Annotated in this window: 18 protein-coding genes; 14 read left to right on the plus strand and 4 right to left on the minus strand. The window is 33.2% G+C overall.

Translation table 11 applies throughout. The features are described 5' to 3' along the window. Positions 1-103: 103 nt before the first annotated feature. Entirely contained in the window at positions 104-1,387 is a 1,284-nt protein-coding gene (fahA, locus tag IW18_RS15250; RefSeq protein ID WP_041518752.1) for a fumarylacetoacetase, read from the minus strand. A gap of 108 nt (positions 1,388-1,495) precedes the next feature. Here fahA and glyA point away from each other — a divergent pair, with 108 nt between their 5' ends. The 4 genes from glyA (at position 1,496) to IW18_RS15270 (ending at position 5,328) form a co-directional block, all read left to right on the plus strand. Continuing rightward, positions 1,496-2,770 carry a serine hydroxymethyltransferase gene (gene glyA / locus IW18_RS15255; RefSeq protein ID WP_041518753.1) on the plus strand — a complete coding sequence of 425 codons (1,275 nt, stop codon included), beginning with the start codon at positions 1,496-1,498 and terminating at the stop codon, positions 2,768-2,770. 149 nt (positions 2,771-2,919) lie between these two features. Continuing rightward, complete coding sequence (gene miaE, locus IW18_RS15260) at positions 2,920-3,513, plus strand: tRNA-(ms[2]io[6]A)-hydroxylase (protein WP_041518801.1); 594 nt, start codon at positions 2,920-2,922, stop codon at positions 3,511-3,513. A 257-nt stretch (positions 3,514-3,770) separates the two neighbouring features. Continuing rightward, complete coding sequence (locus tag IW18_RS15265) at positions 3,771-4,811, plus strand: GMP reductase (protein ID WP_041518754.1); 1,041 nt, start codon at positions 3,771-3,773, stop codon at positions 4,809-4,811. 19 nt (positions 4,812-4,830) lie between these two features. Further along, positions 4,831-5,328 carry a GNAT family N-acetyltransferase gene (locus IW18_RS15270; RefSeq protein WP_041518755.1) on the plus strand — a complete coding sequence of 166 codons (498 nt, stop codon included), beginning with the start codon at positions 4,831-4,833 and terminating at the stop codon, positions 5,326-5,328. Between the two features lie 117 nt (positions 5,329-5,445). Here the strand turns inward: IW18_RS15270 and IW18_RS15275 are convergent, their stop codons facing one another. Next, entirely contained in the window at positions 5,446-6,024 is a 579-nt protein-coding gene (locus IW18_RS15275; RefSeq protein WP_041518802.1) for a pentapeptide repeat-containing protein, read from the minus strand. Positions 6,025-6,358: 334 nt separating this feature from the next. Between IW18_RS15275 and aspA the strand changes: the two genes are divergently transcribed. From aspA to IW18_RS15310, 7 genes are all read left to right on the plus strand, one after another. Next, positions 6,359-7,768 (plus strand): aspartate ammonia-lyase, encoded by a 1,410-nt coding sequence (gene aspA, locus IW18_RS15280; protein ID WP_041518756.1) that lies wholly within the window; start codon positions 6,359-6,361, stop codon positions 7,766-7,768. Positions 7,769-7,925: 157 nt separating this feature from the next. Then, entirely contained in the window at positions 7,926-9,200 is a 1,275-nt protein-coding gene (locus IW18_RS15285; RefSeq protein WP_041518757.1) for a BamA/TamA family outer membrane protein, read from the plus strand. Positions 9,201-9,319: 119 nt separating this feature from the next. Continuing rightward, entirely contained in the window at positions 9,320-9,940 is a 621-nt protein-coding gene (locus tag IW18_RS15290; protein ID WP_041518758.1) for an outer membrane beta-barrel protein, read from the plus strand. Between the two features lie 166 nt (positions 9,941-10,106). After that, the gene (locus IW18_RS15295) at positions 10,107-10,781 is read left to right on the plus strand and encodes a response regulator transcription factor (RefSeq protein WP_041518759.1); all 675 of its coding nucleotides are present in this window, start codon (positions 10,107-10,109) and stop codon (positions 10,779-10,781) included. A 1-nt stretch (position 10,782) separates the two neighbouring features. Beyond that, positions 10,783-12,186 (plus strand): sensor histidine kinase, encoded by a 1,404-nt coding sequence (locus tag IW18_RS15300; protein WP_041518760.1) that lies wholly within the window; start codon positions 10,783-10,785, stop codon positions 12,184-12,186. A gap of 77 nt (positions 12,187-12,263) precedes the next feature. Then, positions 12,264-12,986 (plus strand): hypothetical protein, encoded by a 723-nt coding sequence (locus tag IW18_RS15305; RefSeq protein ID WP_041518761.1) that lies wholly within the window; start codon positions 12,264-12,266, stop codon positions 12,984-12,986. A 50-nt stretch (positions 12,987-13,036) separates the two neighbouring features. Next, positions 13,037-13,984, plus strand: coding sequence for a bestrophin family protein (locus IW18_RS15310; RefSeq protein WP_041518762.1), 948 nt, complete (start codon positions 13,037-13,039; stop codon positions 13,982-13,984). Positions 13,985-14,111: 127 nt separating this feature from the next. Here the strand turns inward: IW18_RS15310 and IW18_RS15315 are convergent, their stop codons facing one another. After that, positions 14,112-15,530, minus strand: coding sequence for an aminotransferase-like domain-containing protein (locus tag IW18_RS15315; protein WP_041518763.1), 1,419 nt, complete (start codon positions 15,528-15,530; stop codon positions 14,112-14,114). A 103-nt stretch (positions 15,531-15,633) separates the two neighbouring features. Here IW18_RS15315 and IW18_RS15320 point away from each other — a divergent pair, with 103 nt between their 5' ends. Next, on the plus strand, positions 15,634-16,551 hold the full coding sequence (locus IW18_RS15320) for an EamA family transporter (RefSeq protein WP_041518764.1): 918 nt from the start codon (positions 15,634-15,636) through the stop codon (positions 16,549-16,551). A gap of 287 nt (positions 16,552-16,838) precedes the next feature. Continuing rightward, on the plus strand, positions 16,839-19,097 hold the full coding sequence (locus tag IW18_RS15325) for an acyl-CoA dehydrogenase family protein (protein WP_041518765.1): 2,259 nt from the start codon (positions 16,839-16,841) through the stop codon (positions 19,095-19,097). 497 nt (positions 19,098-19,594) lie between these two features. On the opposite strand, the gene IW18_RS15330 is transcribed toward IW18_RS15325, so the two are convergent. Then, complete coding sequence (locus IW18_RS15330; RefSeq protein ID WP_041518766.1) at positions 19,595-20,341, minus strand: NUDIX hydrolase; 747 nt, start codon at positions 20,339-20,341, stop codon at positions 19,595-19,597. Between the two features lie 392 nt (positions 20,342-20,733). Between IW18_RS15330 and IW18_RS15335 the strand changes: the two genes are divergently transcribed. Next, positions 20,734-22,986: a TonB-dependent receptor gene (locus tag IW18_RS15335; protein WP_041518767.1), complete on the plus strand. Its 2,253-nt coding sequence runs from the start codon at positions 20,734-20,736 to the stop codon at positions 22,984-22,986. The last annotated feature ends 6 nt before the right edge of the window (positions 22,987-22,992 follow it).

Here is a 22,992-nt window from a genome sequence, read left to right on the forward strand (position 1 = left end):
CATTTTAATTCTTTTAATCTGTGGCAAAAAAAACATAAAAAAAACCTTGGCTCTCACCAAGGTTTTATATTTTCTATATATCTTCAGATATTTTATCTGCTCTTCATGGTCTGATAAATGGAGGTAAAAGTTGGCTTGCAACTTCTCCAAAACCAAGTCTTACTTCTGCATTTTCGCAGAAACCTCTAATAATTACAGTATCATTATCTTCAATAAACTTACGTTCACTACCATCTTTTAACTTTATAGGATTCTTTCCGCCCCAAGTTAATTCTAGCATTGAACCAAAACTATCAGGAGTTGGACCAGAAATAGTTCCTGAACCCATCATGTCTCCAGAATTTACACGACAACCATTTGAGGTATGATGTGCTAATTGTTGAGCCATTGACCAATATAAATATTTAAAGTTTGATTTTGAAACCACAGTTTCTTCAGCTTCTTCAGGCTTAATAGAAACTTCTAAATGAATGTCAAAAGCTTTTTTTCCTTTTGTTTGTAAATAAGGTAGTGGCGAAGGATCTTGTTTAGGTCCTTTAGTTCTAAAAGGTTCTAAGGCATCCATAGTCACAATCCACGGAGAAATTGAAGTAGCAAAGTTTTTAGCTAAGAATGGTCCTAGTGGCACATATTCCCATTTTTGAATGTCACGCGCGCTCCAGTCGTTCAATAAAACCATACCGAAAATATAATCTTCGGCTTCGTACGTTGGGATGTTTTCTCCCATTATATTAACGTCAGTTGTAATAAAAGCCGTTTCTAATTCAAAATCTACCAAACGAGACGGTCCAAAAACAGGATATTTCTCTCCTGCTGGTAAAGTTTGTCCCATTGGTCTATGTACTGGAATTCCAGATGGAACAATAGTAGAACTTCTTCCGTGATATCCAACCGGAATGTGTAACCAGTTTGGTAATAAAGCGTTTTCAGGATCACGGAACATTTTTCCAACGTTTGTAGCGTGCTCTTTACTGGAGTAAAAATCCGTATAATCACCAATTAAGACAGGCAATTGCATCTCGACATCGTCGATTTTAAAAATAACAATATCGCGATCTTTTGTGGAATCTCTTAATTGCGGATTGGTTTCGTCGAAAATCTCAGCGATACGATTTCGAACTAAACGCCATGTTTTTTTTCCGTCAGAAATAAAATCATTAAGCGTGTCCTGCATGAACATATCATCTGTTAAATCTATTCCTGCGAAATAGTTTAATTGTTGTAGAGCCCCTAAATCTATAGCGTAATCGCCAATTCGTGTTCCTACTGTAACGACATTTTCTTTAGTAAGAAATACACCGAAAGGAATATTTTGAATAGGGAAGTCGCAATTTTCTGGTACTTCTAACCATGATTTTCTTTTGGTATCGTTAGCGGTTATTGGCATGTGAATGTTAATTATTTGTTGAAAAATTCTATGTCAAATATATCATAATCTAACAGTTTGACAAACGTTTTTTTGTATTTTTGCAGGAAATTAACGAAAAACGAAAAAATGCAACGCGACGAACAAATTTTTGACCTTATACTAGAGGAACAAGACAGACAAATTCACGGATTAGAACTTATCGCTTCAGAGAATTTTGTAAGTGATGAAGTAATGGAAGCAGCTGGTTCTGTTTTAACTAACAAATATGCTGAAGGATATCCTGGCAAAAGATACTACGGAGGTTGTGAAGTAGTTGACGTTATTGAGCAAATTGCAATTGACAGAGCTAAAGAATTATTTGGTGCTGAATACGCAAACGTTCAACCACACTCAGGATCTCAAGCAAATACAGCAGTTTACCATGCATGCTTAAACCCTGGTGATACTATTTTAGGTTTCGATTTATCTCACGGTGGTCACTTAACTCACGGTTCTCCGGTAAACTTTTCAGGTCGTTTATACAAACCTGTTTTTTACGGAGTAGATGCTGAAACTGGTCGTTTGGACTATGATAAAATTCAGGAAATTGCTACCAAAGAGCAACCAAAATTAATTATCGCAGGAGCATCAGCTTATTCTCGTGATATGGATTTTGCACGTTTCAGAGAAATCGCTGATAGCGTAGGAGCAATCTTGTTTGCTGATATTTCTCACCCAGCTGGTCTTATTGCAAAAGGATTAATGAATGATCCAATTCCACATTGTCATATTGTTTCTACAACAACACACAAAACTTTACGTGGACCACGTGGAGGTTTGATCTTGATGGGGAAAGATTTTGAAAACCCACAAGGTTTGAAAACTCCAAAGGGAGAAATCAGAATGATGTCTTCATTATTAGATCTTGCTGTTTTTCCTGGAAATCAAGGAGGACCTTTAATGCACATTATCGCTGCAAAAGCAGTTGCTTTTGGTGAAGCTCTTAAAGATGAGTTTTTTACTTATGCAATGCAATTGCAAAAAAATGCAAATGCCATGGCAGATGCTTTTGTAAAAAGAGGATACAAAATTATTTCTGGAGGAACTGATAATCACATGATGCTTATTGACTTAAGAAATAAAAATATTTCTGGTAAAGAAGCTGAAAATGCATTAGTAAAAGCAGAAATTACAGTAAATAAAAATATGGTTCCATTTGATGATAAATCACCATTTGTAACTTCAGGAATTCGTGTAGGAACAGCTGCAATCACAACTCGTGGTTTAGTTGAAGAAGACATGGAAACAATCGTAGCGCTTATCGATAAAGTATTAGCTGATCATACAAATGAAGCAGTTATCGAAGAAGTAGCAAACGAAGTAAATGAAATGATGAGCGAAAGACCAATTTTCGTATACTAAAAAGTTTCAAGTTTAAGGTTTCAAGTTTAAAGTTTTGTGACGCGTAAAAAAACGTAAAGCAAAACTTTAAACTTTTTTCGTTCCTAAAAGAACGTAATACAAGAAACTTGAAACCTGAAACAAAGAAAACTTTTAAACAAAATAAAGACATGGGCGTACTAAGATTACAACTGCCAACAGACCCGAGATGGGTAAATATTGTAGAAAAAAATATTGAAGAAATCTTGACAGATCACGCTTGGTGCGAGCAAAAAGCGGCAACAAATGCGATAACAATTATTACCAACAATTCTGAACATCAGGATTTAGTGCAAGATTTATTGGCTTTAGCCAAAGAAGAAATCGATCATTTTGAACAAGTTCATAATATCATCATTAAAAGAGGATTAAAACTTGGACGCGAACGCAAAGACGATTATGTAAATGAATTGTATTTATATATGAAGAAAAGCAGCAACGGAAGTAGAGTTTCAAGTTTAGTCGAAAGATTATTATTCTCGGCAATGATTGAAGCTAGAAGTTGCGAACGTTTTAAAGTTTTGTCTGAAAATATTCAAGACGAAGAACTTGCTGTTTTCTATAGAGATTTAATGGAAAGCGAAGCAGGACATTATACCACCTTTATAACTTATGCAAGAAAATATGGAGTAGGAATCGACGTTGAAAAACGTTGGAGAGAATGGCTTGCCTTTGAAGAATCAGTAATTGCAAACTACGGAAAAGGAGAGACGATTCACGGTTAGTTTTTTAGTTTTCAGTTTCAGTTTCAGTTTCAGTCTCAGTCTCATTTTCGTTCGCAGTTTTTAGGTTTGTCACGTTGAGCGAAGTCGAAACGCGTTCCAATAAGAAAATCTTCAATTTTAAAAATCCATTTAAAATCTGCCTTTTCGTGATAGCGAATCCGTGTCATCCGCGTGCTAAAATTAACCACAAAGTTTAATATTCTAAAATCAGCAATCTAAAAAATCCTTACATTTGAAAGTAACGAAAATTTTTAACCATGAGGATAGAAACAGATTTGAAATTAGGGTTTAAAGACGTGATGATAAGGCCAAAAAGATCAACACTCAAAAGTAGATCTGAAGTCTCTTTAGAACGAAATTTTAAGTTTTTGCACAGCACTGCAATTTGGACAGGAATTCCCATTATGGCTGCTAATATGGATACTGTTGGAACTTTTGAAATGGCAAAGGTTTTAGCTAAAGAAAAGCTTTTTACAGCCATTCATAAACACTATTCTCTACAAGAATGGAATGATTTTCTAAAAAATGCAAGTTCAGATTTCTACAATTACATTGCGATAAGCACTGGAACAGGAAAAGAAGATTTTGAAAAAATAGGTCAAATTATAAATGCCAATCCGTTATTGAAATTTATTTGTATTGATGTTGCAAATGGATATTCTGAGCATTTTGTACAGTTTTTAAAACAAACCCGTAAACACTATCCCGATAAAGTTATTATTGCAGGAAATGTGGTTACTGGCGAAATGGTCGAAGAACTTTTATTGGCTGGAGCCGATATTGTAAAAGTCGGAATAGGACCGGGTTCCGTTTGTACAACGCGTGTAAAAACAGGCGTTGGATATCCGCAACTTTCGGCTATTATAGAATGTGCAGATGCTGCTCACGGTTTAGGCGGTCATATTATAAGTGATGGCGGATGCTCAACACCGGGTGATGTTGCAAAAGCTTTTGGAGCTGGTTCAGATTTTGTGATGTTGGGCGGAATGCTTGCCGGACATGCAGAAAGTGGAGGAGAAGTGATTGAAGTAAACGGCCAAAAATACAAACAATTTTACGGAATGAGTTCTACAACTGCAATGGATAAACACGTTGGTGGTGTTGCAGAATATAGAGCAAGTGAGGGAAAAACAGTTCAGGTTCCTTTTAAAGGTCAGGTTATCAATACGGTTTTAGATATTTTGGGTGGTCTGCGCAGTACATGTACTTATGTAGGCGCTTCAAGATTAAAAGAACTCACGAAACGAACTACTTTTATAAGAGTTAGTGAGCAGGAAAATCAGGTTTTTACAAATTAGAAATTTTTTACAATTTAATATGATTACGATTTTAGATGCAGGTTTAAATGATATTAAAACAATTCAGGAAATTACAAATATCACTTGGCCTATTACGTATGGTGAGATTTTGTCTAAGGAACAATTAGATTATATGTTAGGTTTATTTTATTCTGAAGAAGCTTTAGCCAAGCAAATCGAGAATAAAGAACAATTGTTTTACTTGATTTCAGATTCAGAATCAATAATTGGATTTATCGGAATTGAACATAATTATAAAAATGAAGCTATAACGAAAATTCATAAAATATATCTTTTGCCAGAAACACAAGGAAAAGGAATTGGTAAAAAAGTTTTTGATGAAATTCAAAATATGGCTTTAGAAAACAATTCAAAAGCATTATTATTAAATGTAAATCGTTTTAATACAGCTTTAGGTTTTTATAAAAAAATAGGTTTTCAAGTTGCAGAAGAAGTAAACATCGAAATAGGAAACGGTTATTTGATGGAAGATTATGTAATGGAAAAGAAGTTTTAAAAAGTAAACACGAATTTCACTAATTAGCACTAATTCTTAATGTCTGATTTATTTTGTGAAATTAATTCCACCAAATAATTCGCGTCAATTCTTGAAATTCGTGTTCATTTTTTGTTTTTAACTCACAATAATATCATGCTTAAATAGCAAGCCTTTCACTTCCTTCAAAGCAAAAACAGCCTTCTTTAATTTTGTTTTTGATGGATCAATAGTATAATTAAAGCTCGTTTTAAAATCGGCTTTATTGGCGATAGCTTTATCAAATTCAGATCGGTATAAATCGCAATTATCAAAAAGAACACTTGTAAGATCTGTAGCCATAAAATCTACCGCAATTAAACTGCAATTGGTAAAAGTTGTTCCTTTTATCTTTAAGGTGTAAAACTTCGAAAAATCCAGAATACAATCATAAAAATGGATTTCAAAAATGAGTTTGTCACACATCGCAAAATTCACCTCCTTAATTTCACATCTATTAAAGGTTGCAGTTCTAAATGCAACATAATTAATTTTTGCTTCACTAAAAATGCAATCATTAAAAATACAATCAATAAAAGTTACGGCCAAAAAAGTGCAAGCCGAAAAATTACAGTTATTAAAGATGCAGCATTCGAAATCTTTAAAATTGACCTCGTCTCTACCATATATAATTGAGTTGTATTCTTTATCAAGGAAATATTCAGATTCTTTTTTCAATGTTGTATTTAATAAATAATAAAGAGTGAAAAGATAATAATTTATGGGAATATTAATTAACACAAAAACTAAAAATATTTCACTATTTTTATAAGTAATTTCTTTTGAAATGTAAGGCTGTGTCAAGCTTTGTTTTGCTAAAACAGAGTTCGAGTTTTGTGGGTTTTTTTATTAATTTGACATTTTTAAGGTCTTAAAATGATAAGTGTTTAATATTAAGGGGTTAATTTTATTAAAACTTGTTGATTTTTAATTTAAAAATGTTTTATTATATAGTAATTTGATGTAGCTTTACATTGATTTTTTAAGTTAATACGTAACAATTTTATATCATATGGAATCAACAAGAAAAGAACATGATTTTTTAGGAGAATTAAATATTCCGAATCATCTGTATTATGGAATCCAAACTTTTAGAGCTGTAGAAAATTTTAATATTACAGGAATTCCAATTTCAAAAGAGCCTTTATTTATTAAAGCTCTTGGTTATGTAAAAAAAGCAGCTGCTTTGGCCAATAAAGATTGTGGAGCACTTGACGCTAAGATTGCCGAGGCAATTTGCTACGGAAGCGATCAGGTAATTGCAGGTAAATTTGATCAGGAATTTGTGAGCGATTTAATTCAGGGTGGAGCAGGAACTTCTGTAAATATGAATGCAAACGAAGTAATTGCTAATATTGGTTTAGAATACCTTGGACATAAAAAAGGAGAATACAATTTCCTTCACCCAAATAATCATGTTAACTGTTCTCAATCTACAAACGATGCTTATCCATCAGCTTTTAGAATTGCCCTTTACATGAAAATGGAAAGTTTTATTAAAACCCTAGAAGGTTTAGAAGTTGCTTTTGCTGCAAAAGGAGAAGAATTTAAAAGTGTTTTAAAAATGGGAAGAACGCAATTGCAAGATGCCGTTCCGATGACTTTAGGACAAGAATTTAGATCTTATGCTACAACAATTGGCGAAGATGTTCGAAGATTAAGAGAGGCTCAAAGTTTGGTTTTAGAAATCAACATGGGAGCAACTGCAATTGGAACCAGAGTAAATGCACCAGAAGGATATCCAGAAATTTGTGTAAATTATTTGGCAAAAGAAGTTGGAATTCCGTTAACACTTTCACCAGATTTAATTGAAGCTACTGTAGATACAGGAGCTTACGTTCAAATTATGGGAACATTAAAAAGAACAGCAGTAAAAATTTCGAAAATCTGTAATGATTTAAGATTATTAAGTTCAGGACCAAGAACAGGTTTTAACGAAATCAATTTACCGGCACGTCAACCAGGTTCATCAATTATGCCAGGAAAAGTAAATCCAGTAATTCCAGAAGTAGTAAACCAAACTTGCTTTTACGTAATTGGACAGGATTTAACTGTTACAATGGCTGCTGAAGCAGGACAATTACAACTTAATGTTATGGAGCCAGTTATTGCTTTCGCAATGTTTACCTCTTTAGATTATCTTTCAAACGCAATTCAAACATTAATTGATAAATGTATCAACGGAATTACCGCAAATGTTGATCATTGCTATAATATGGTGATGAACAGTATTGGAATTGTTACACAATTAAACCCAATTTTAGGTTATGAAGAAAGTGCCAGTATTGCTGGAGAAGCTTTAAAAATGAATAAAAGTGTACATCAAATTGCCGTAATTGAGCGAAAATTAATCACACAAGAAAAATGGGACGAAATCTATTCATTAGATAATCTAATTAATCCAAAGTTTATCACTAAATAATAAACTTAAGAATTACCTTATAAGAGCCGTCAAAAAAAATTGACGGTTTTTTTGTGTTAAAAATATTGATTTTTTAGATGATTATTGTGTAAGATATTGAAAATAAGGTATATATTTACATTGGGAATAAGTGTTATTTAAAAAAAGTACAACTTCAATGGTAAGATTTTTAAAAAATAATGGCTTTCAATGTGCTTTAAAGATCTTAGCATTTCTCTTTCTTATTCCATTAAATCTTGCAGCCCAAACCCAAACTGAAACGAGTAATCCAGAATTGTGTCCACCAAAAACAATTTTAGAAATCTTTAAAAAGAAAGACTCGATATACGTTGTTAAGCCAACAAAAAATAATTTTTTTCTAGTCATTCCAGCCATCGGTTCTCAACCTGCAACTGGATTTTTTTTTGGTGGAGTAGCTCAATATACATTTAAAGGAAAACAAGCTGAAGATAAATATTCTATTGCCAATTTGGGCATCACTTATACTACAAAAAAGCAATGGCTTATTAATGTTAAGAATAATATTTTGCTCAATAATAATAGAATCTTTTTGAGTGGAGATTATCGTTTGTATATTTTTTCTCAGCCAAATTACGGTTTAGGTACAGATATTATTCCGCATCATAGCAAACAAAATAATTTTAGTGTCGATTCCATTGCCCAGCCAATGGATTATGATTATTTCAAGTTTCACCAAAGTGTATCTTTTGAAGTTGCGAAGAACTTTTATGTTGGTGGAGGAATAAATCTCGATTGGTATTCAAGTATAAAAGACGAGAATTTGGATGTTGATAATGGGCAATTTACATACCATTATAATTACAGCCAAGAACACGGATTCTCAAATTCTGAATATTTTTTGAACGGTATGAGTCTAAATTTAGTTTATGATTCACGTGATAATCAAGTAAATGCCACGCACGGATGGTTTGCTAATATTAATTATCGTTTTAATCCTGTTTTGTTTAATAATCAGCAATATAGTAATGTCTTATATGCAGAGTATCGACATTTTATACCGCTCTCGAGTAAAAACGATAGATATATTTTAGCAATCTGGACATACGGTCAGTTTGTAACGCGAGGAAGTGTACCCTACTTGAATTTGCCTGCAATTGGCTGGGATCAGCGTAGTCGAAGTGGGGAAGGGTATACACAAGGATTATTTCGGGGAAACGGATTGATTTACCTTTCAACTGAGTTTAGGTTTCCAATAACTTGCAATCAAATGTTCAGCGGAACTGTTTTTACCAATTTCGTAACCGCAAGCAATGACGATAATAATACCGCTCTTTTTAAATCTGTACAACCAGCGGCGGGAGTTGGTTTACGAATTTTGATTGATAAAAAAACGCGAACAAATTTGATTGTTGATTATGCGTGGGGAAATAATTCTAAGGGATTTTATTTAAATGCAGGAGAAACTTTTTAGTAAAATTAGTACAAAACGATTTATGTAATTTGAAAATTTTACCTGTATTTTTTTAAATGGTTTATTAAGAAAATTAATGTATTTGTTGAGTGAAATAGTAACTTTTAAATTTTAAAATTATGAAACAAGTTGGTTTATTATTAGTATTGTTGCTTTCGGCGATAGGAATGAAAGCTCAGGAAAGAGGATCTTTTTCTCTTAATTTGTATGGTGGGTATAATTTTGGAGACAAAATTGATTATGATGGTTATTCTGCTAAATTGGAGGATGGTTTTCAATACGGAGCAGGTTTCGAGTATTTTTTTTCAACAAATAATTCAGTAGAATTAAAATATTTAAGAGCAGATACTCATATTCCTTTTTATAAACCAGACGGAACTCAGGTGAATATTGGAGATGATAAAGGTGCATTAAATTTTATTCTTCTTGACGGAACACATTATTTTGATACAGGTTCAAATCTATTACCTTATTTAGGTGGTGGACTAGGAGTTGGCATTATAGAAACTCCCCAAAGCGGTAGTGGTACTTATTTTGCATGGAATATTAAAGGTGGTGTAAAAATAAAAACAGCTTCAACAGTATCAGTAAATATCAATGCTTATTTACAATCAATGTCGGCAGCAGTTGGAAACAGTTATTATTGGACATACTATGGGCCAGTTGGTGTAGAAGATTACGTTAGTACATATCAGTTTGGTTTAGGAGCTGTATTAAGCTTTAATTTTAAAAGTAAGTAATCCCAAAAGATACTTCTTTAAAAAGTAAAAAAAGCATTCATCATTGATGAATGCTTTTTTTTTGAGCATTATAAAGCCAATGTTCATAATTAAATCATAATTTATAACGAAGTGATTTATATTTTTAAACTCAATCCCTATTTTTGTTTTTCATACCACAATTAAGATGAAATTACTTATAGTCGAAGACGAACCAAATCTTTTATCCATTCTGCGTAAAGGATTTGCCGAGAACAACAATGAAGTTAGTGTAGCAATGGATGGCACAACAGCCCTAGAAATGCTTCATAATTATAATTTTGATGTGGTCGTTTTAGATGTGATGTTACCAGATATTAATGGAATTGAAATTTGCCGTAGACTTCGTGCCAGCAAAAATTTTATTCCTGTTTTACTATTAACTGCACTAGGAACTTCAGAAAATATTGTAACCGGACTTAATGCCGGTGCAGATGATTATTTGGTAAAACCATTTAAATTTGGCGAACTTGATGCCAGAGTAAATGCACTACATCGAAGGGCACATCTTGATACAGAGAAAATTGACGTTATTACAATTGGCGATTTAGAAATTAACGGTCGTGGAAAAACAGTAAAAAGAGATGGAGAATCGATTGTTTTAACTGCGAAAGAGTTTAAATTACTATATTACTTGGCCAAAAACACTGGGCGAATAGTATCTCGAGATCAAATTTTAGATAATGTCTGGGATATTAATTTTGATATGAATACCAATGTAGTCGATGTTTACATTACCTATTTAAGAAAAAAGATAGATAAACCGTTTGAAACCAAACTCATTCACACGATGAAAGGTTTAGGTTATGTGATAAAGTTATAAAATGGATATAAGAAAAAAAATTACTTTTACTTATGTAGCACTTTCAAGCTTTAGTACACTATTGTTGTGTATTGTTGTTTTTGTCTTGTTTCGTGAAAATAACAGATATCATTTCTTAAAACGATTAGAAGACAGGGCAAAAATTGTAGCTTCAATACATTTTCAAAAAGATCCCGAAAAAATAAAATACTACAGCAACCTTAAAAAAAATGGTCTTGAAGAACTTATAGAAGAAGAAGAATTTGTTCTTAAAGTAAATAGCGCCAATAGTTTTGATTATAATACTAAGCTGGATTTACCAAACGAATTTTATACCAATATTTTAAAAACCGGAAAAGATTATTATGAAGTTGCTAATAAGTATTACTTAGGGCAAATCTTTACAGAACACAATCAAAAATACATTGTAATTGTTGCTGCCAGAGATCGTAAAGGCCCTACAACTACAATTTATATTATAAAAATCATGCTTTTTGGCGGTATAGGATTCGTGTTTTTGGCCTTCTTTTTGGGACGTTTTCTAGCAAAACGTGTAATTAATCCTGTAGCAAGAATTACCAGAGAAGTAAACAGAATTAGTGCTTCGAACCTTCACAACAGATTGCCCGAAGTCAAGAACTCCGATGAGATTTCAGATCTTACAGAAACATTCAATGATATGTTGGATCGTTTAGAAACGTCATTTGAAATACAAGCCAATTTTATTAATAATGCTTCGCATGAATTAAAAACGCCAATAACCACTATTATTGCCGAATCTGAAATTATGCTTCTTAAAGAAAGAGAAGTTTCAGAATATATTCAGTCGCTCGAAAATATTTATAGTCAGGCTTCCAGATTAGGAAATTTAACAGAGAGTTTATTAAAACTAACCCAAACGGGTTACGACGGTCAGAAGCAAGTTTTGGATATTGCCAGAATCGACGAGTTGTTAATGGATGTAAAATCAGATTTGGATAAAATTTATCCGGATAACCGAGTAAGTATTAAACTAAATTTTGCTCCAAAAGATTCTAATTTATTATTAATTCCTTGTAACAAGCCACTTTTAGAGTTGGCCATCAATAACATTATTACAAACGGAGTAAAATATTCTGATAACAACGAAGTATTTGTAACACTTTCAGCCAATCAGGAAAACATTAAAATTGCAATCAATGATATCGGAATCGGTATTCCGCCCGAAGATATTCCGCATTTATATGAGCCTTTCTTTAGAGGTAAAATTGCCACCAAATATATTGGGTACGGTTTAGGACTTCCATTAGCCTCAAAAATAATCCGTATGCATGGAGGAGAAATCCAGGTACAGTCAGAACAAAATAAAGGTACCATAGTGACTATTATCTTTAATATGTCGAATATTAAAAAACTTAAGATTAAAAATTCTAATGTAGAATCTTAGAAAGTTCTAATTTCAAGTTAAGAACCGTCTAATTTACAGAGAGTTATTTTGTATGTATAAACTAAACGATTATACATATGAAAAATTTCCTAATACCTACGACTTTAAAAGATGATACTATTAGCGCCGTAAAATCGGCAGTTAATCAGGCAAAAGATTCGCAATGTGAAATTATCTTAATGATAGTTTCTGAGAGTCCGGATAGTTTTTCATCTTCCTATTTTTTACGCGAAATGCGTACAAGTCTTACAAGAAGCCAAGAAGAAGTTTTGGACACTTGTAGATACATTATAGATCACACACCAAACTGCAAAATAAAAGTACACAATCAATACGGACTTTCGTCTCCAATTTTCAAACGTATTATTGAGGTTTTCTCTGTAAAACTAGTTGTACTGACGCAATCTTATAAGCAAGAAACAAAACGCATCCACCAATATCTTATACAATTGGCAGGAAACCAAAAATGTCCCATTTTACATTTAGGAACTGAACAATTTAAAGAAGATTTTAATAAAGCACTATACATCGAAAATGCTCAAGGAAATGTCCATGTTAAAGATGTTCAACAATTCTTGAACGAAAACTTCTCATTTGAAATTGTAAGTCAAACATCAAGCTTTGAGGACAACTACGAAAAATTAGCGCCTTATTTATCTGAAGCGATTTCAAAATACAACATCGATTTGTTGGTTGAAACACGTAAAGGCGAAAAAATCAAATTCAAGAAAACTAAAAAAGAAAATATAAACGACAAACTAGGACTTCCTGTTTTGTCTCTATATGAAGAGTTGGTGTAAGACCAAACTTCTTCACAAAAAAAATATAAGTTTAATTTAAAACCGAAAAGATGTTATTAAGAAAAAAAATACCAATGAGGTACGTTCTCGGGAAAATTAAAGTAGAAATTGCATTAGTTCTAACTTACACGATACTGTTTGAAGTTTTTCACAATTATTTCATTAATCTTCCAGTAGATATTCCAATTGCAATTCCAACAATGATTGGAACAATTATATCTTTATTATTAGCCTTTAAGTCGAATCAGGCTTATGACAGATGGTGGGAAGCAAGAATTGTTTGGGGAGCGATTGTAAACGATTCCAGAACATTAATCAGACAAATGCTGACATTTTATAAAGACCCTAATTTTTCTGTAGAAGCAAATGAATTTAAAGAAAACTTTGCAAAACGACAAATTGCATGGTGCTACAGTTTAGGAGAATCTTTGCGAAATAAAGATGCCATAAAACCATTAGAAGGTTTGATTAGCGAAGAAGAATTGCGTTTTGTAAAAAATCATCAAAACATACCAAATGCGATTCTACTATTGCACGCAAGAGACCTTAGAAATGCTAAAAATGACAAACGCATTAACATGTATCAACAAGTAGAAATTGACAATACTCTGTCAAGATTGTGTGATGAAATGGGTAAATGCGAAAGAATTAAAAACACCATTTTTCCAACGACATACAGTATGTACATTAGATTAACATTGTGCTTGTTTATTTTGTTGTTGCCTTTTGGATTAATTAGTGTGCTTAGTTGGTTTGCAATTCCGTTAATTACGGCTATTGCAGCAGCTTTCTTTTTAATCGAAAGAATGGCAATTCACTTGCAAGATCCGTTCGAAAATAGAGCTACAGATACACCTGTAACCACTATTGCAAATACAATCGAAAGAAATATTACTCAGATGATGAATGAATACCAAAGCGAATTTGATATTATCAATGAGTTTCATCTTCAACCTGAGACTAAAAAAGCGGAAAACAACGCTTACTTCGTTTTATAATTTAATTGATGTTGGTTTTCAATTTGTTAGCCGGACAACGTTTTAGGTCGTTGTCTGGCTTTTTTTTGCAGAGTTTCGCATGAGATTCTTCCTTTGTTAGGATGACAAGATTGCTAAGAATTCAAAATTATCGATGAAGCAGTCTTCCCAACATTTGTATCGAATGTCTTAATTCATTAGTCCAAACCAATCCAAAACTCAATCGCATACAATTCGAGAATTGATCTTGAAAAGAGAAAATTCGACCAGGAGCAATACTAATATTATGTTGCATTGCCAGATGATAAAAAGCGGCCGTGTCGACATTTTTATCGAGTTCAATCCACAGAAAAAAACCGCCTTGTGGCTGACTCACTTTTGTTCCTTTAGGAAATGATTCTAAAATGGTATTGATGTAATTATTGCAATTATGATGCAGTATCTGACGTATTTTTCGAAGATGATTTTCGTAACGGCCATTTTTAAGAAAATCCCCAACAACCTGATGGGTAATAGTAGGCGAGGAGAGCGTATGATAAATCTTATTCCGTAAAATTTCTTTTTTAAACTTACCCGGAGAAACCCAACCCACACGATAACCCGGAGCCAAAGTTTTAGAAACAGAGCTACAACAAAGTACAATACCGCTTTCGTCATACGTTTTACAATTTGTTGGGCGGCTCGAGCCAAAGTACAAATCGCCATGAATATCATCCTCAATCAACGGAATATTATAAAACTCCATCAATCGAACAACTTCTATTTTATGTTCCGCTGGCATCATACTTCCAGACGGATTGCTAAAATTGCTCATCAGCAAACAAAGTTTCACTTTCTTAGACGAAAGGGCCTTTTTTAGTGCATCCAATTCTATACCCGTAGTCATATTTGTAGGCAACTCCATGATATATAAACCCAATGATTTTGCTAGTTGTAAAATACCAAAATAAGCAGGACTTTCTGTAATAATAGTATCTCCGGGTTTCGTCAACGTCATTAAACAATGAGATATTGCACTCGTACAGCCTGGCATTGTAATAATATCTTTTTCAGTCAAAGATCCGCCCCAAGTAAACGACCATCGGGCAATTTCTTTTCTTAAATTAAGATTACCCTGAACCTGCTCATAACTCGTTCCGCTATTTGGTAAGTCACGCATTGCCTGAATCATTCCCTTATTTAACTTCGCGATAGGCAGTAATTCATTAGATGGAAATCCCAAAGAAAGCATGGTAATATTTTTGTCCGTCATATTACCGTAAACCTGATCGATTAAATCTTCACGGTCAATATTTGCACATTTTAAAATGGGACTGCTTGGTGAAGGTTCAGTAATAATTCGTGACGAAGTATTACTTACATAATAACCAGATTGAGGTCTTGATTCAATCAATGATCTACTCTCGACTTCATAATATGCTTTACTTACCGTGCTCATGCTATAACCAGTTTCCGCACACACCTCGCGTATCGAAGGCAGTTTGTCACCAACATTTAAAACGCCCGATTTTATCTGCTTTTCAATTCGGTCAGCAAATTGCAAATACAAGTAATTAGAATTCTTCATAAAAAAAAACTGTTATGGTGCAATTTACAAAAACTGTATCTGTATTGCTATTTTATTTTTTAGAAATTTGCTATAATAAAAACCAACTATAAACTAAAACTCCATGAAAACAACAAAATACTACATCGCTGCGATGACTTGCTTTATAATCTGGGGATTTTTTAGTTTGGTTTTAAAACCAATACACGATTATGCTTCATTAGATATTTTATTCTATCGTGTATTTAGTTGCAGTATATTAATGCTGTTAATCGCTTTTACATTCAAAAGAAAAAAAATCAAAGAAGCAGCAGCAAGTTTCAAAGCGTTATCAAAATCAGAGAAGCGAAAAACCGTTTTATTGAATATTGGCGGAAGCGTTTTTTTAATGGCAAATTGGTTTACATTTATTTATGTAATGAATCATGTTAGCGTAAAAGCAACCTCTTTGGCCTATTTAGTTTGTCCAATTTTAACCACTTTACTGGCCTATTTTATTTTACATGAAAAACTAAGTAAAACACAATGGATGGCAGTAGGACTTAGTATTTCGGGTTGTGTACTTTTATCGTATGCCAATATTATGGATATGTTTTTTAGTATCATAATAGGATTTACCTACGCCTCATATTTAGTAAGTCAGCGAATCAACAAAGGATTTGATAAATTTTTAATACTAACGTTTCATATAACTTTAGCAGCCTTATTTTTATTGCCTTTTTATCCTGCTTACAGCGGTCCTGTTCCAACCGAGTTTAAGTTTTATTTCTGTATAGAAACCATTGCAATTTTGTTTACAATTTTTCCATTGTTTCTTAATCTTTACGCGCTTTCAGGCATCAACTCATCAACAGTTGGCATGCTTTTAAATATCAACCCAATGATTGCCTTTCTATTGGCCATGTTTTTATACAAAGAACAATTTGGATCCATACAGATTTTGGCATACGGAATCGTTTTTCTTGCTGTAATAGTTTTTAATTCACATCATATTTTTGCGATGAAGCAAAGATTACAACAATATCCAAAGGTTCTAAAATAACGTGAGGTATTTTATGTTTTTTATTGGTTTAAAATTATAAATTACCAGAATCTTAACAGGATATTTAAACAGGAATGATTATTTTTCATTTCTGTTTTTTTATGCAATAAAATGTATGAAAATGAATGCTACAGATTTCACTGATTAAAAGGATTATTCTATACTTTAAAAAATAGCCACGAATTCACGGATTATTGCGCAAATAGATGGAAAAAATTCTTGAATTCGTGGCTGAAAAAAACTTTTTAATTTGTGGCAAAAACTATTAAAAACCGAATCTATATTTTATGAAAAATACCAAACTACAAGCCTTTATTCCGTTATTTTATTTAGTGTGGTCTGATGATTTGTTGACTCAAAAAGAGTTCTCTACAATTCAGAAATTTATTGATGATTTAACCTGGCTTTCGCCCGAAGAAAAACAGCAATTGCTTTCGAGAGTCGATATTTCAAATCCGCCTTCGCGAAATGAACTCGCACAATGGAAACTGGATATTGAAAAAAGTATTCAAAATAAAACAGATATAAAATCGATTTTTGATATTGCAGTTGCACTTTCAGAGAAAGATGTAGATATTTCGACCCTACAATCAAGCTTTATAAAATTAGAGAATGATCTTGGAATTTTGGGTGAAGAAGCGCTTCAGAACTTTAAAACAAAAGCCGGTTCGTTTACTGCAAATTCGCAAACCAACAGTGATTTTGATATTCAAAAAATAACCGAAATTTTAAACGGTAAACAAGCGGCGATAATCAACAAAGTAAAAGCAGTAATATCAAGACCTGAATTTGCTTATGAAACCTCGACAGATATTAATGTATATCGTGAAACCGTGTACAATTGGTGCAAAATTTTAGCCGAAGAAAATCTCGGAAATATGGCATATCCAAAACAATATGGAGGAGGCGAAAACATAGCCGATTATTTTGCTATTATGGAAACCTTAAGTTACCATGATTTGAGTTTGGTAATTAAATTTGGAGTTCAATTTGGACTTTGGGGAATGAGTGTTCAGTCGTTAGGAACAGAAAAACATTATGCGAAATACCTAAAAGACATTGGTTCGCTAAAAATTCCCGGATGTTTTGCAATGACCGAAACACATCACGGTTCAAACGTAAAAGGGCTTGAAACAACAGCAACATACAATCATAACGATCAAACGTTTGTAATTCATACACCAAACAAAAATGCTCAAAAAGAGTATATTGGCAACGCAGCCGTTCACGGACAAATGGCAACAGTTTTTGCAAAATTAGTTATTGACGATCATGATTACGGTGTAAATGCATTTATAGTTCCGTTAAGAGATACAAACGGAAATACCTTAAAAGGAATTACGATTGGCGATTGTGGTCATAAAATGGGATTAAATGGAGTAGATAACGGTACTATTAGTTTTGATAACGTAATTATTCCGAAAGAAAATATGCTCGATCGTTTTGCTTCTGTAAATGATAAAGGCGAATTTGAAAGCCCAATTCCGAGTGACAACAGACGATTTTTTACCATGTTAGGTACTTTAGTTGGAGGCCGAATTGGTATTCCGCGTTCTGCTTTGGCAGCAGCCAAATCTGGATTGACAATTACAATTCGATACAGCGATCAACGCCGACAATTTGGCCCGGAAGGCGGATCAGAAGTTCCAATTTTAAATTACAGAATGCATCAGCGTCGATTACTTCCGCATTTAGCCAAAACTTATGCTGTACATTTTGCCTTGCAATATCTTACCAATCGATTTTTGAATCGAACTGAGTCAGAAATGCAGGAAATTGAGGCTTTGGCAGCAGGAATGAAATCCTATTCGACTTGGAGTACAAGAGATATCTTGCAAGAATGTCGTGAAGCTTGTGGAGGAAAAGGATATTTATCTGAAAACCGAATTGACGCCCTAAAAAATGATACTGAAATTTATACCACTTTTGAAGGTGATAACACTGTTTTGATGCAATTGGTTGCCAAAAACCGTTTATCTGAATTTAGAAAATCATTTGGAGAAATGGGTTCTTTGGGAATCATTAATTATGTGTATGAAAATGCCAAAACCGCTCTTGCAGAGAAAAATCCAATAGCAACCCGAAGAACAGATGAAGAACATTTGTTAGATGGAGAGTTTCATTTGCAAGCATTTCAGCATCGGGAAAAAACAATTTTGGCATCGGCAGCAAAACGCATCAAAAAATTGGTCGACGGAGGACTAGAAGCCTACGATGCATTTAATGTTGTACAACATCAAATGATCGATGTAGCACAGGCCTATTTAGAGCGTGTAGTTTTAGAGCAATTTCAACTTGCAATACAAGCTGTAGAAGATAAAAAATCAAAAGAAATCCTTGTAAAACTCAATCAATTATATGCACTTTCGCAAATAGAGAAAAACAGAGCTTGGTATCTTGAAGATGGTTATATGGAAGCCGTAAAAACAAAAGCAATTCGTAAAATGGTCAACCAGCTTTGTTGGGATATTCGACCAGATGCCGTGTCATTAGTTAATGCTTTTGATATTCCTGAGAGTTGTTTGGCGGCGCCAATTGCTGTTTAATTTTTAGGTTTTTAAACTATATAATTGATATAAGTAAATTAAGTATCGGCTTTTTCAAAGTTTGTGAGCCTAAAGTTTGTCATTTCGACCGGAGGGAGAAATCACACTAGAAACTCCGCATAGAAAGTCGCCAATCTTTATCGATTTGCGAGTGAGATTTCTCGATCCTCGAAATGACAAAATTGACGGTATTATCAATGTTTAAAAGCTTGAAAAAAAAAATCTTTTTAATCCTATCAAACACTTTGTCAAAGGAACGCGGATTATGCGGATTCGCTAAAGCGAAAACACGGATTAAACGGATTTTATTTTTAATTATTTTTAAATCCGTTTAATCCGCGGCTTTACTTTTGTAAATCTGTATCATCCGCGTCTCTTTATAGATCATCCAAGTTAGCTACTTTTTGTCAAAGTCTTCAACAAATTTCTTGAAATCTGTGGCAAAAAAAATGAAAAAAGCTTAAAATGAACTTATATCACTTATGAGGTGAAAAAAATTACCAACTCCCTTTTAGACCTTCTTTAAGTGCACTGTTGTATTTTTCTAAGTCAAAGCTGTACAAATCAGGTGCTTTATGAGCTCCGCCTTTTCGAGATTCGTCTAATTTTGTTAAGATGTCGTAACGTAATATTTTACGATAAAAATTACCACGATTGAGTTTTTTGCCTAAAATAGCTTCATATAATTTTTGAAGTTCCGGCATCGTAAACTTTTCAGGTAGAAGATTATAACCAATAGGATGATTGTTTAGTTGTTCACGAAGCGTAAGCAATGCTTTGTCAAGAATACTTCTATGATCCATCATAAAATCAGGTAAATTTTCAATAGACTGCCACTCGACATTTGTCGAATATTGGTCAATAACCAAATTCACTTTTGAGTATTCTGCCAAAGCATAATAACCAATAGAAACAAACCGTTGTTTGTTCCAAATAGTATCGTCATGCTCTTCAAAAGCGCTTTCAGAACGTTTTAAGTTTCCAAAAGTATAAAACTGCTGCAAGTAAATATTTTCTGTTCCCGTTCTGTCTTTTAAGATGCGAACTGCAGCATCATCAACATTCTCTTCTTTTTTTACATAACCTCCAGGAAGTCCCCAAGTAATAGAATCTTTCATTTTTACAGTCAATACGTACAACGCGTTTTCATGAAAGCTAAAAATAGCGCTGTCAATAGAAAGCGTTGGAATGTATTTCTTAAATGATTCTTCAGACTGCTTTTCAAGTATTTTCTTTAATTCCATAAGGGTAATAATAAGCTCCAAATTTAATGTTTTGATAATGATAAGTCAAATCGTTTCAACTTTTTCTGACATTTTTCTAAAAAAATTAAAACAAGCATTAAAAAAAAATCAAAAGCTTCTGTTAATTTTTTTTTGACATAAGTCAAATTAAGGTCAAGCTGACTTTAACCAATGTTTGCAATACTTTACGCAAACGTGGTAGCTAGTTTTTTGACCAATTGGAACTATGCAATGATATTTCTTTTTTATTGTTTTTATGGAATTTTATGTCTGATAATAATGTGATTATGAAAATTATTGGGGTATTTATTTGTTGATATGAGAATTTGTTTTTAATATTGCTTCATAATGAAGCAATGAAGATTTAAACAAACTTACCTAACTAACCACTCATGAAAAAATTATTGATTTCAGCAATTTGCATGACCTTCTTTCCAACTTTTGAAGGTTTTTCTCAAGAAGAAAAAAAACAGCAAAAAGCCACAGATTCGACAAAAACAAAAATTGTAGAAACAGACACTAAAGAAGAGAAAAACAGAAACGTAATGCTAAATGCGGCAAACAATACAGGGCCGCGTGATGTAAATATTGGATTGCCTTCGACCGTTGGAGGAATTACAATTCAGGAAAATGATCTACCGGTAGTATATTACTTTTGGCCAGAGTTGCCAAACAGAACTTGGAGACAAAGCAAAAGTTTAGGTCGCACAGGATTATTAAAAATTGGAGAGGCAGCAATTACAACAGGAGATTTAGGTTTTGCCGTTAATTCTTATACAAAACTAGGAACAGATAAACTGGAAGTCGTGGGGAATTTTTCAGGTTCAAGTTTTGGATGGATGAAAGGCGACCTAAATGTTTCTGGTCCGATGGCAAAAGGCTGGTCATACACAATGGGAGCATATGCTAATTTTGATCCGAATTCTTTTGATTTGAAATTTGCTAAATACTCAGACCGAACACAAATTTACAGAGCAGGTTTAACCAAGAAGTTTAACAATGGAAAAGGACAAATTAGTTTCTTGTATAAATATGCTAATTCAGCCTCGCTAACAAATTATGCTGTTTTTAGATACAAAGAAGGCGGTAAAGTCGAAGAATACAATGATTTTAAAATTGGTCGCGATTCTTATATCGTAAACGACGGAATCTTGAAATTTAAAGACATTCTTTCTGGCGAAACTAAATTTGCAGATATGGGCGGGAGCGACGCAGCAACAACTTCTCATACTTTCGATATCTTAGGAAATTATGATTTGGCAAACGACTGGAAGTTCAATTTTTCAACCCGTTTTAGAACTTCAAAAGCATCGCAGTTAATTGCAATTCCATTGAGTATTTTTCAAGGAACTGCAGCAGACAACTTTACCTACGAAGCTACAGGACAACCTTATGTAGGAAATGTAAACTCAATGTTGGGATTATATACAGACGGAACGCCAACAACAAGTGTATTATCTCGTTTTGAAATAAAAAAGAATGTAGAAAAACACAAATGGAGATTTGGTCTATTAGAGTATTATTACAATGTTGATCAATTTACTTCAAGCCGTTCTTTCTTTAATCAAACCGTAAGTGCAAATCCGGATAAATTAGTTCGTAACACTCCTGGCGGAACTTCAAATACAGATGCTGACGGATTTTACAATTACAATGTTGGTGGCGAATATCACAATGGTTTCGAAAATAAATTATCAGGTTATTTCTCTGATAACTGGACAGTTTCAGATCGTTTAACTCTGGCTTATGGAGTAAATTTAAGATACCACAAATTAAAAGGAGATTATTATCAAACTCCTAGAACTCCAAATTTAGTTTTTGATCCAAGTCAGAAATCATATTTTGATAATAACTGGTTTCATTTAGGAGGTTCCATAAATGCCGTTTATAAAGTAACAAAAAGCGCTGGAATCCTTGCCGATTTCACATATACAGAGAAAAATGGACAATTAGAAAGTTACTCTGGAGCAGTAGCACCAAATTTAACTAAGACTAAAAGTCCCTTAGCAGCTTTTGGATTGTATTACAATCAAGAGAAATTCAGTGTAGTTTCGCAGGCAACTTACTTAACAAGAAATAATTATCAGGCAAGATTAAATTTGGTTAACCCATCAAATGCAAGTCAATCAGAGGTTGCAACAGTTTTCTATGATATTCAAACTTTAGGTTGGACAACAGACATCGTGGCAACACCATTTAAAGGATTTAATTTACATTACTTAATCACTTTTCAGGATCCGGTTTATAAAAATTATGATTTCTCTGCTTTTGGAAATAACTATTCTTATAACGACAAAAATGTTTTGGAAATTTCTAAAGTATTAATGGAAATAGATCCAAGTTATACCTATAAAGATTTAAAGGTTTGGGCAAGTTTCCGTTACTTCAGTAAACAATATGCAAACCTTACCAATGCTTTATTCTTCGCGCCAAGATGGGAAACTTTTGGAGGTGTAAATTACAAAATCAACGAACATTTTGATATTGGTTTAACGGCAGTAAACTTCCTAAATCAAACGGGAGCAAAAGGAGCAATTAGTGGTGCTGAATTAATTACAGATGCATCAGCATATTACGATCAGCTTTTGGTAGGATCTTACATTCGTCCATTTACTTTAGAAGCCTCTCTAAATTTCAGATTTTAAATTTCA

The sequence above is a fragment of the Flavobacterium hibernum genome (assembly GCF_000832125.1).
In the GTDB taxonomy this organism is placed as follows: domain Bacteria; phylum Bacteroidota; class Bacteroidia; order Flavobacteriales; family Flavobacteriaceae; genus Flavobacterium; species Flavobacterium hibernum.

What these genes read in the sequence shown, in the direction of transcription:
- fahA (WP_041518752.1), bottom strand. Translation starts at nt 1,387, where the DNA reads ATGCCAATAACCGCTAACGATACCAAAAGAAAATCATGGTTAGAAGTA.
- glyA (WP_041518753.1), top strand. Translation starts at nt 1,496, where the DNA reads ATGCAACGCGACGAACAAATTTTTGACCTTATACTAGAGGAACAAGAC.
- miaE (WP_041518801.1), top strand. Translation starts at nt 2,920, where the DNA reads ATGGGCGTACTAAGATTACAACTGCCAACAGACCCGAGATGGGTAAAT.
- IW18_RS15265 (WP_041518754.1), top strand. Translation starts at nt 3,771, where the DNA reads ATGAGGATAGAAACAGATTTGAAATTAGGGTTTAAAGACGTGATGATA.
- IW18_RS15270 (WP_041518755.1), top strand. Translation starts at nt 4,831, where the DNA reads ATGATTACGATTTTAGATGCAGGTTTAAATGATATTAAAACAATTCAG.
- aspA (WP_041518756.1), top strand. Translation starts at nt 6,359, where the DNA reads ATGGAATCAACAAGAAAAGAACATGATTTTTTAGGAGAATTAAATATT.
- IW18_RS15285 (WP_041518757.1), top strand. Translation starts at nt 7,926, where the DNA reads ATGGTAAGATTTTTAAAAAATAATGGCTTTCAATGTGCTTTAAAGATC.
- IW18_RS15290 (WP_041518758.1), top strand. Translation starts at nt 9,320, where the DNA reads ATGAAACAAGTTGGTTTATTATTAGTATTGTTGCTTTCGGCGATAGGA.
- IW18_RS15295 (WP_041518759.1), top strand. Translation starts at nt 10,107, where the DNA reads ATGAAATTACTTATAGTCGAAGACGAACCAAATCTTTTATCCATTCTG.
- IW18_RS15300 (WP_041518760.1), top strand. Translation starts at nt 10,783, where the DNA reads ATGGATATAAGAAAAAAAATTACTTTTACTTATGTAGCACTTTCAAGC.
- IW18_RS15305 (WP_041518761.1), top strand. Translation starts at nt 12,264, where the DNA reads ATGAAAAATTTCCTAATACCTACGACTTTAAAAGATGATACTATTAGC.
- IW18_RS15310 (WP_041518762.1), top strand. Translation starts at nt 13,037, where the DNA reads ATGTTATTAAGAAAAAAAATACCAATGAGGTACGTTCTCGGGAAAATT.
- IW18_RS15315 (WP_041518763.1), bottom strand. Translation starts at nt 15,530, where the DNA reads ATGAAGAATTCTAATTACTTGTATTTGCAATTTGCTGACCGAATTGAA.
- IW18_RS15320 (WP_041518764.1), top strand. Translation starts at nt 15,634, where the DNA reads ATGAAAACAACAAAATACTACATCGCTGCGATGACTTGCTTTATAATC.
- IW18_RS15325 (WP_041518765.1), top strand. Translation starts at nt 16,839, where the DNA reads ATGAAAAATACCAAACTACAAGCCTTTATTCCGTTATTTTATTTAGTG.
- IW18_RS15330 (WP_041518766.1), bottom strand. Translation starts at nt 20,341, where the DNA reads ATGGAATTAAAGAAAATACTTGAAAAGCAGTCTGAAGAATCATTTAAG.
- IW18_RS15335 (WP_041518767.1), top strand. Translation starts at nt 20,734, where the DNA reads ATGAAAAAATTATTGATTTCAGCAATTTGCATGACCTTCTTTCCAACT.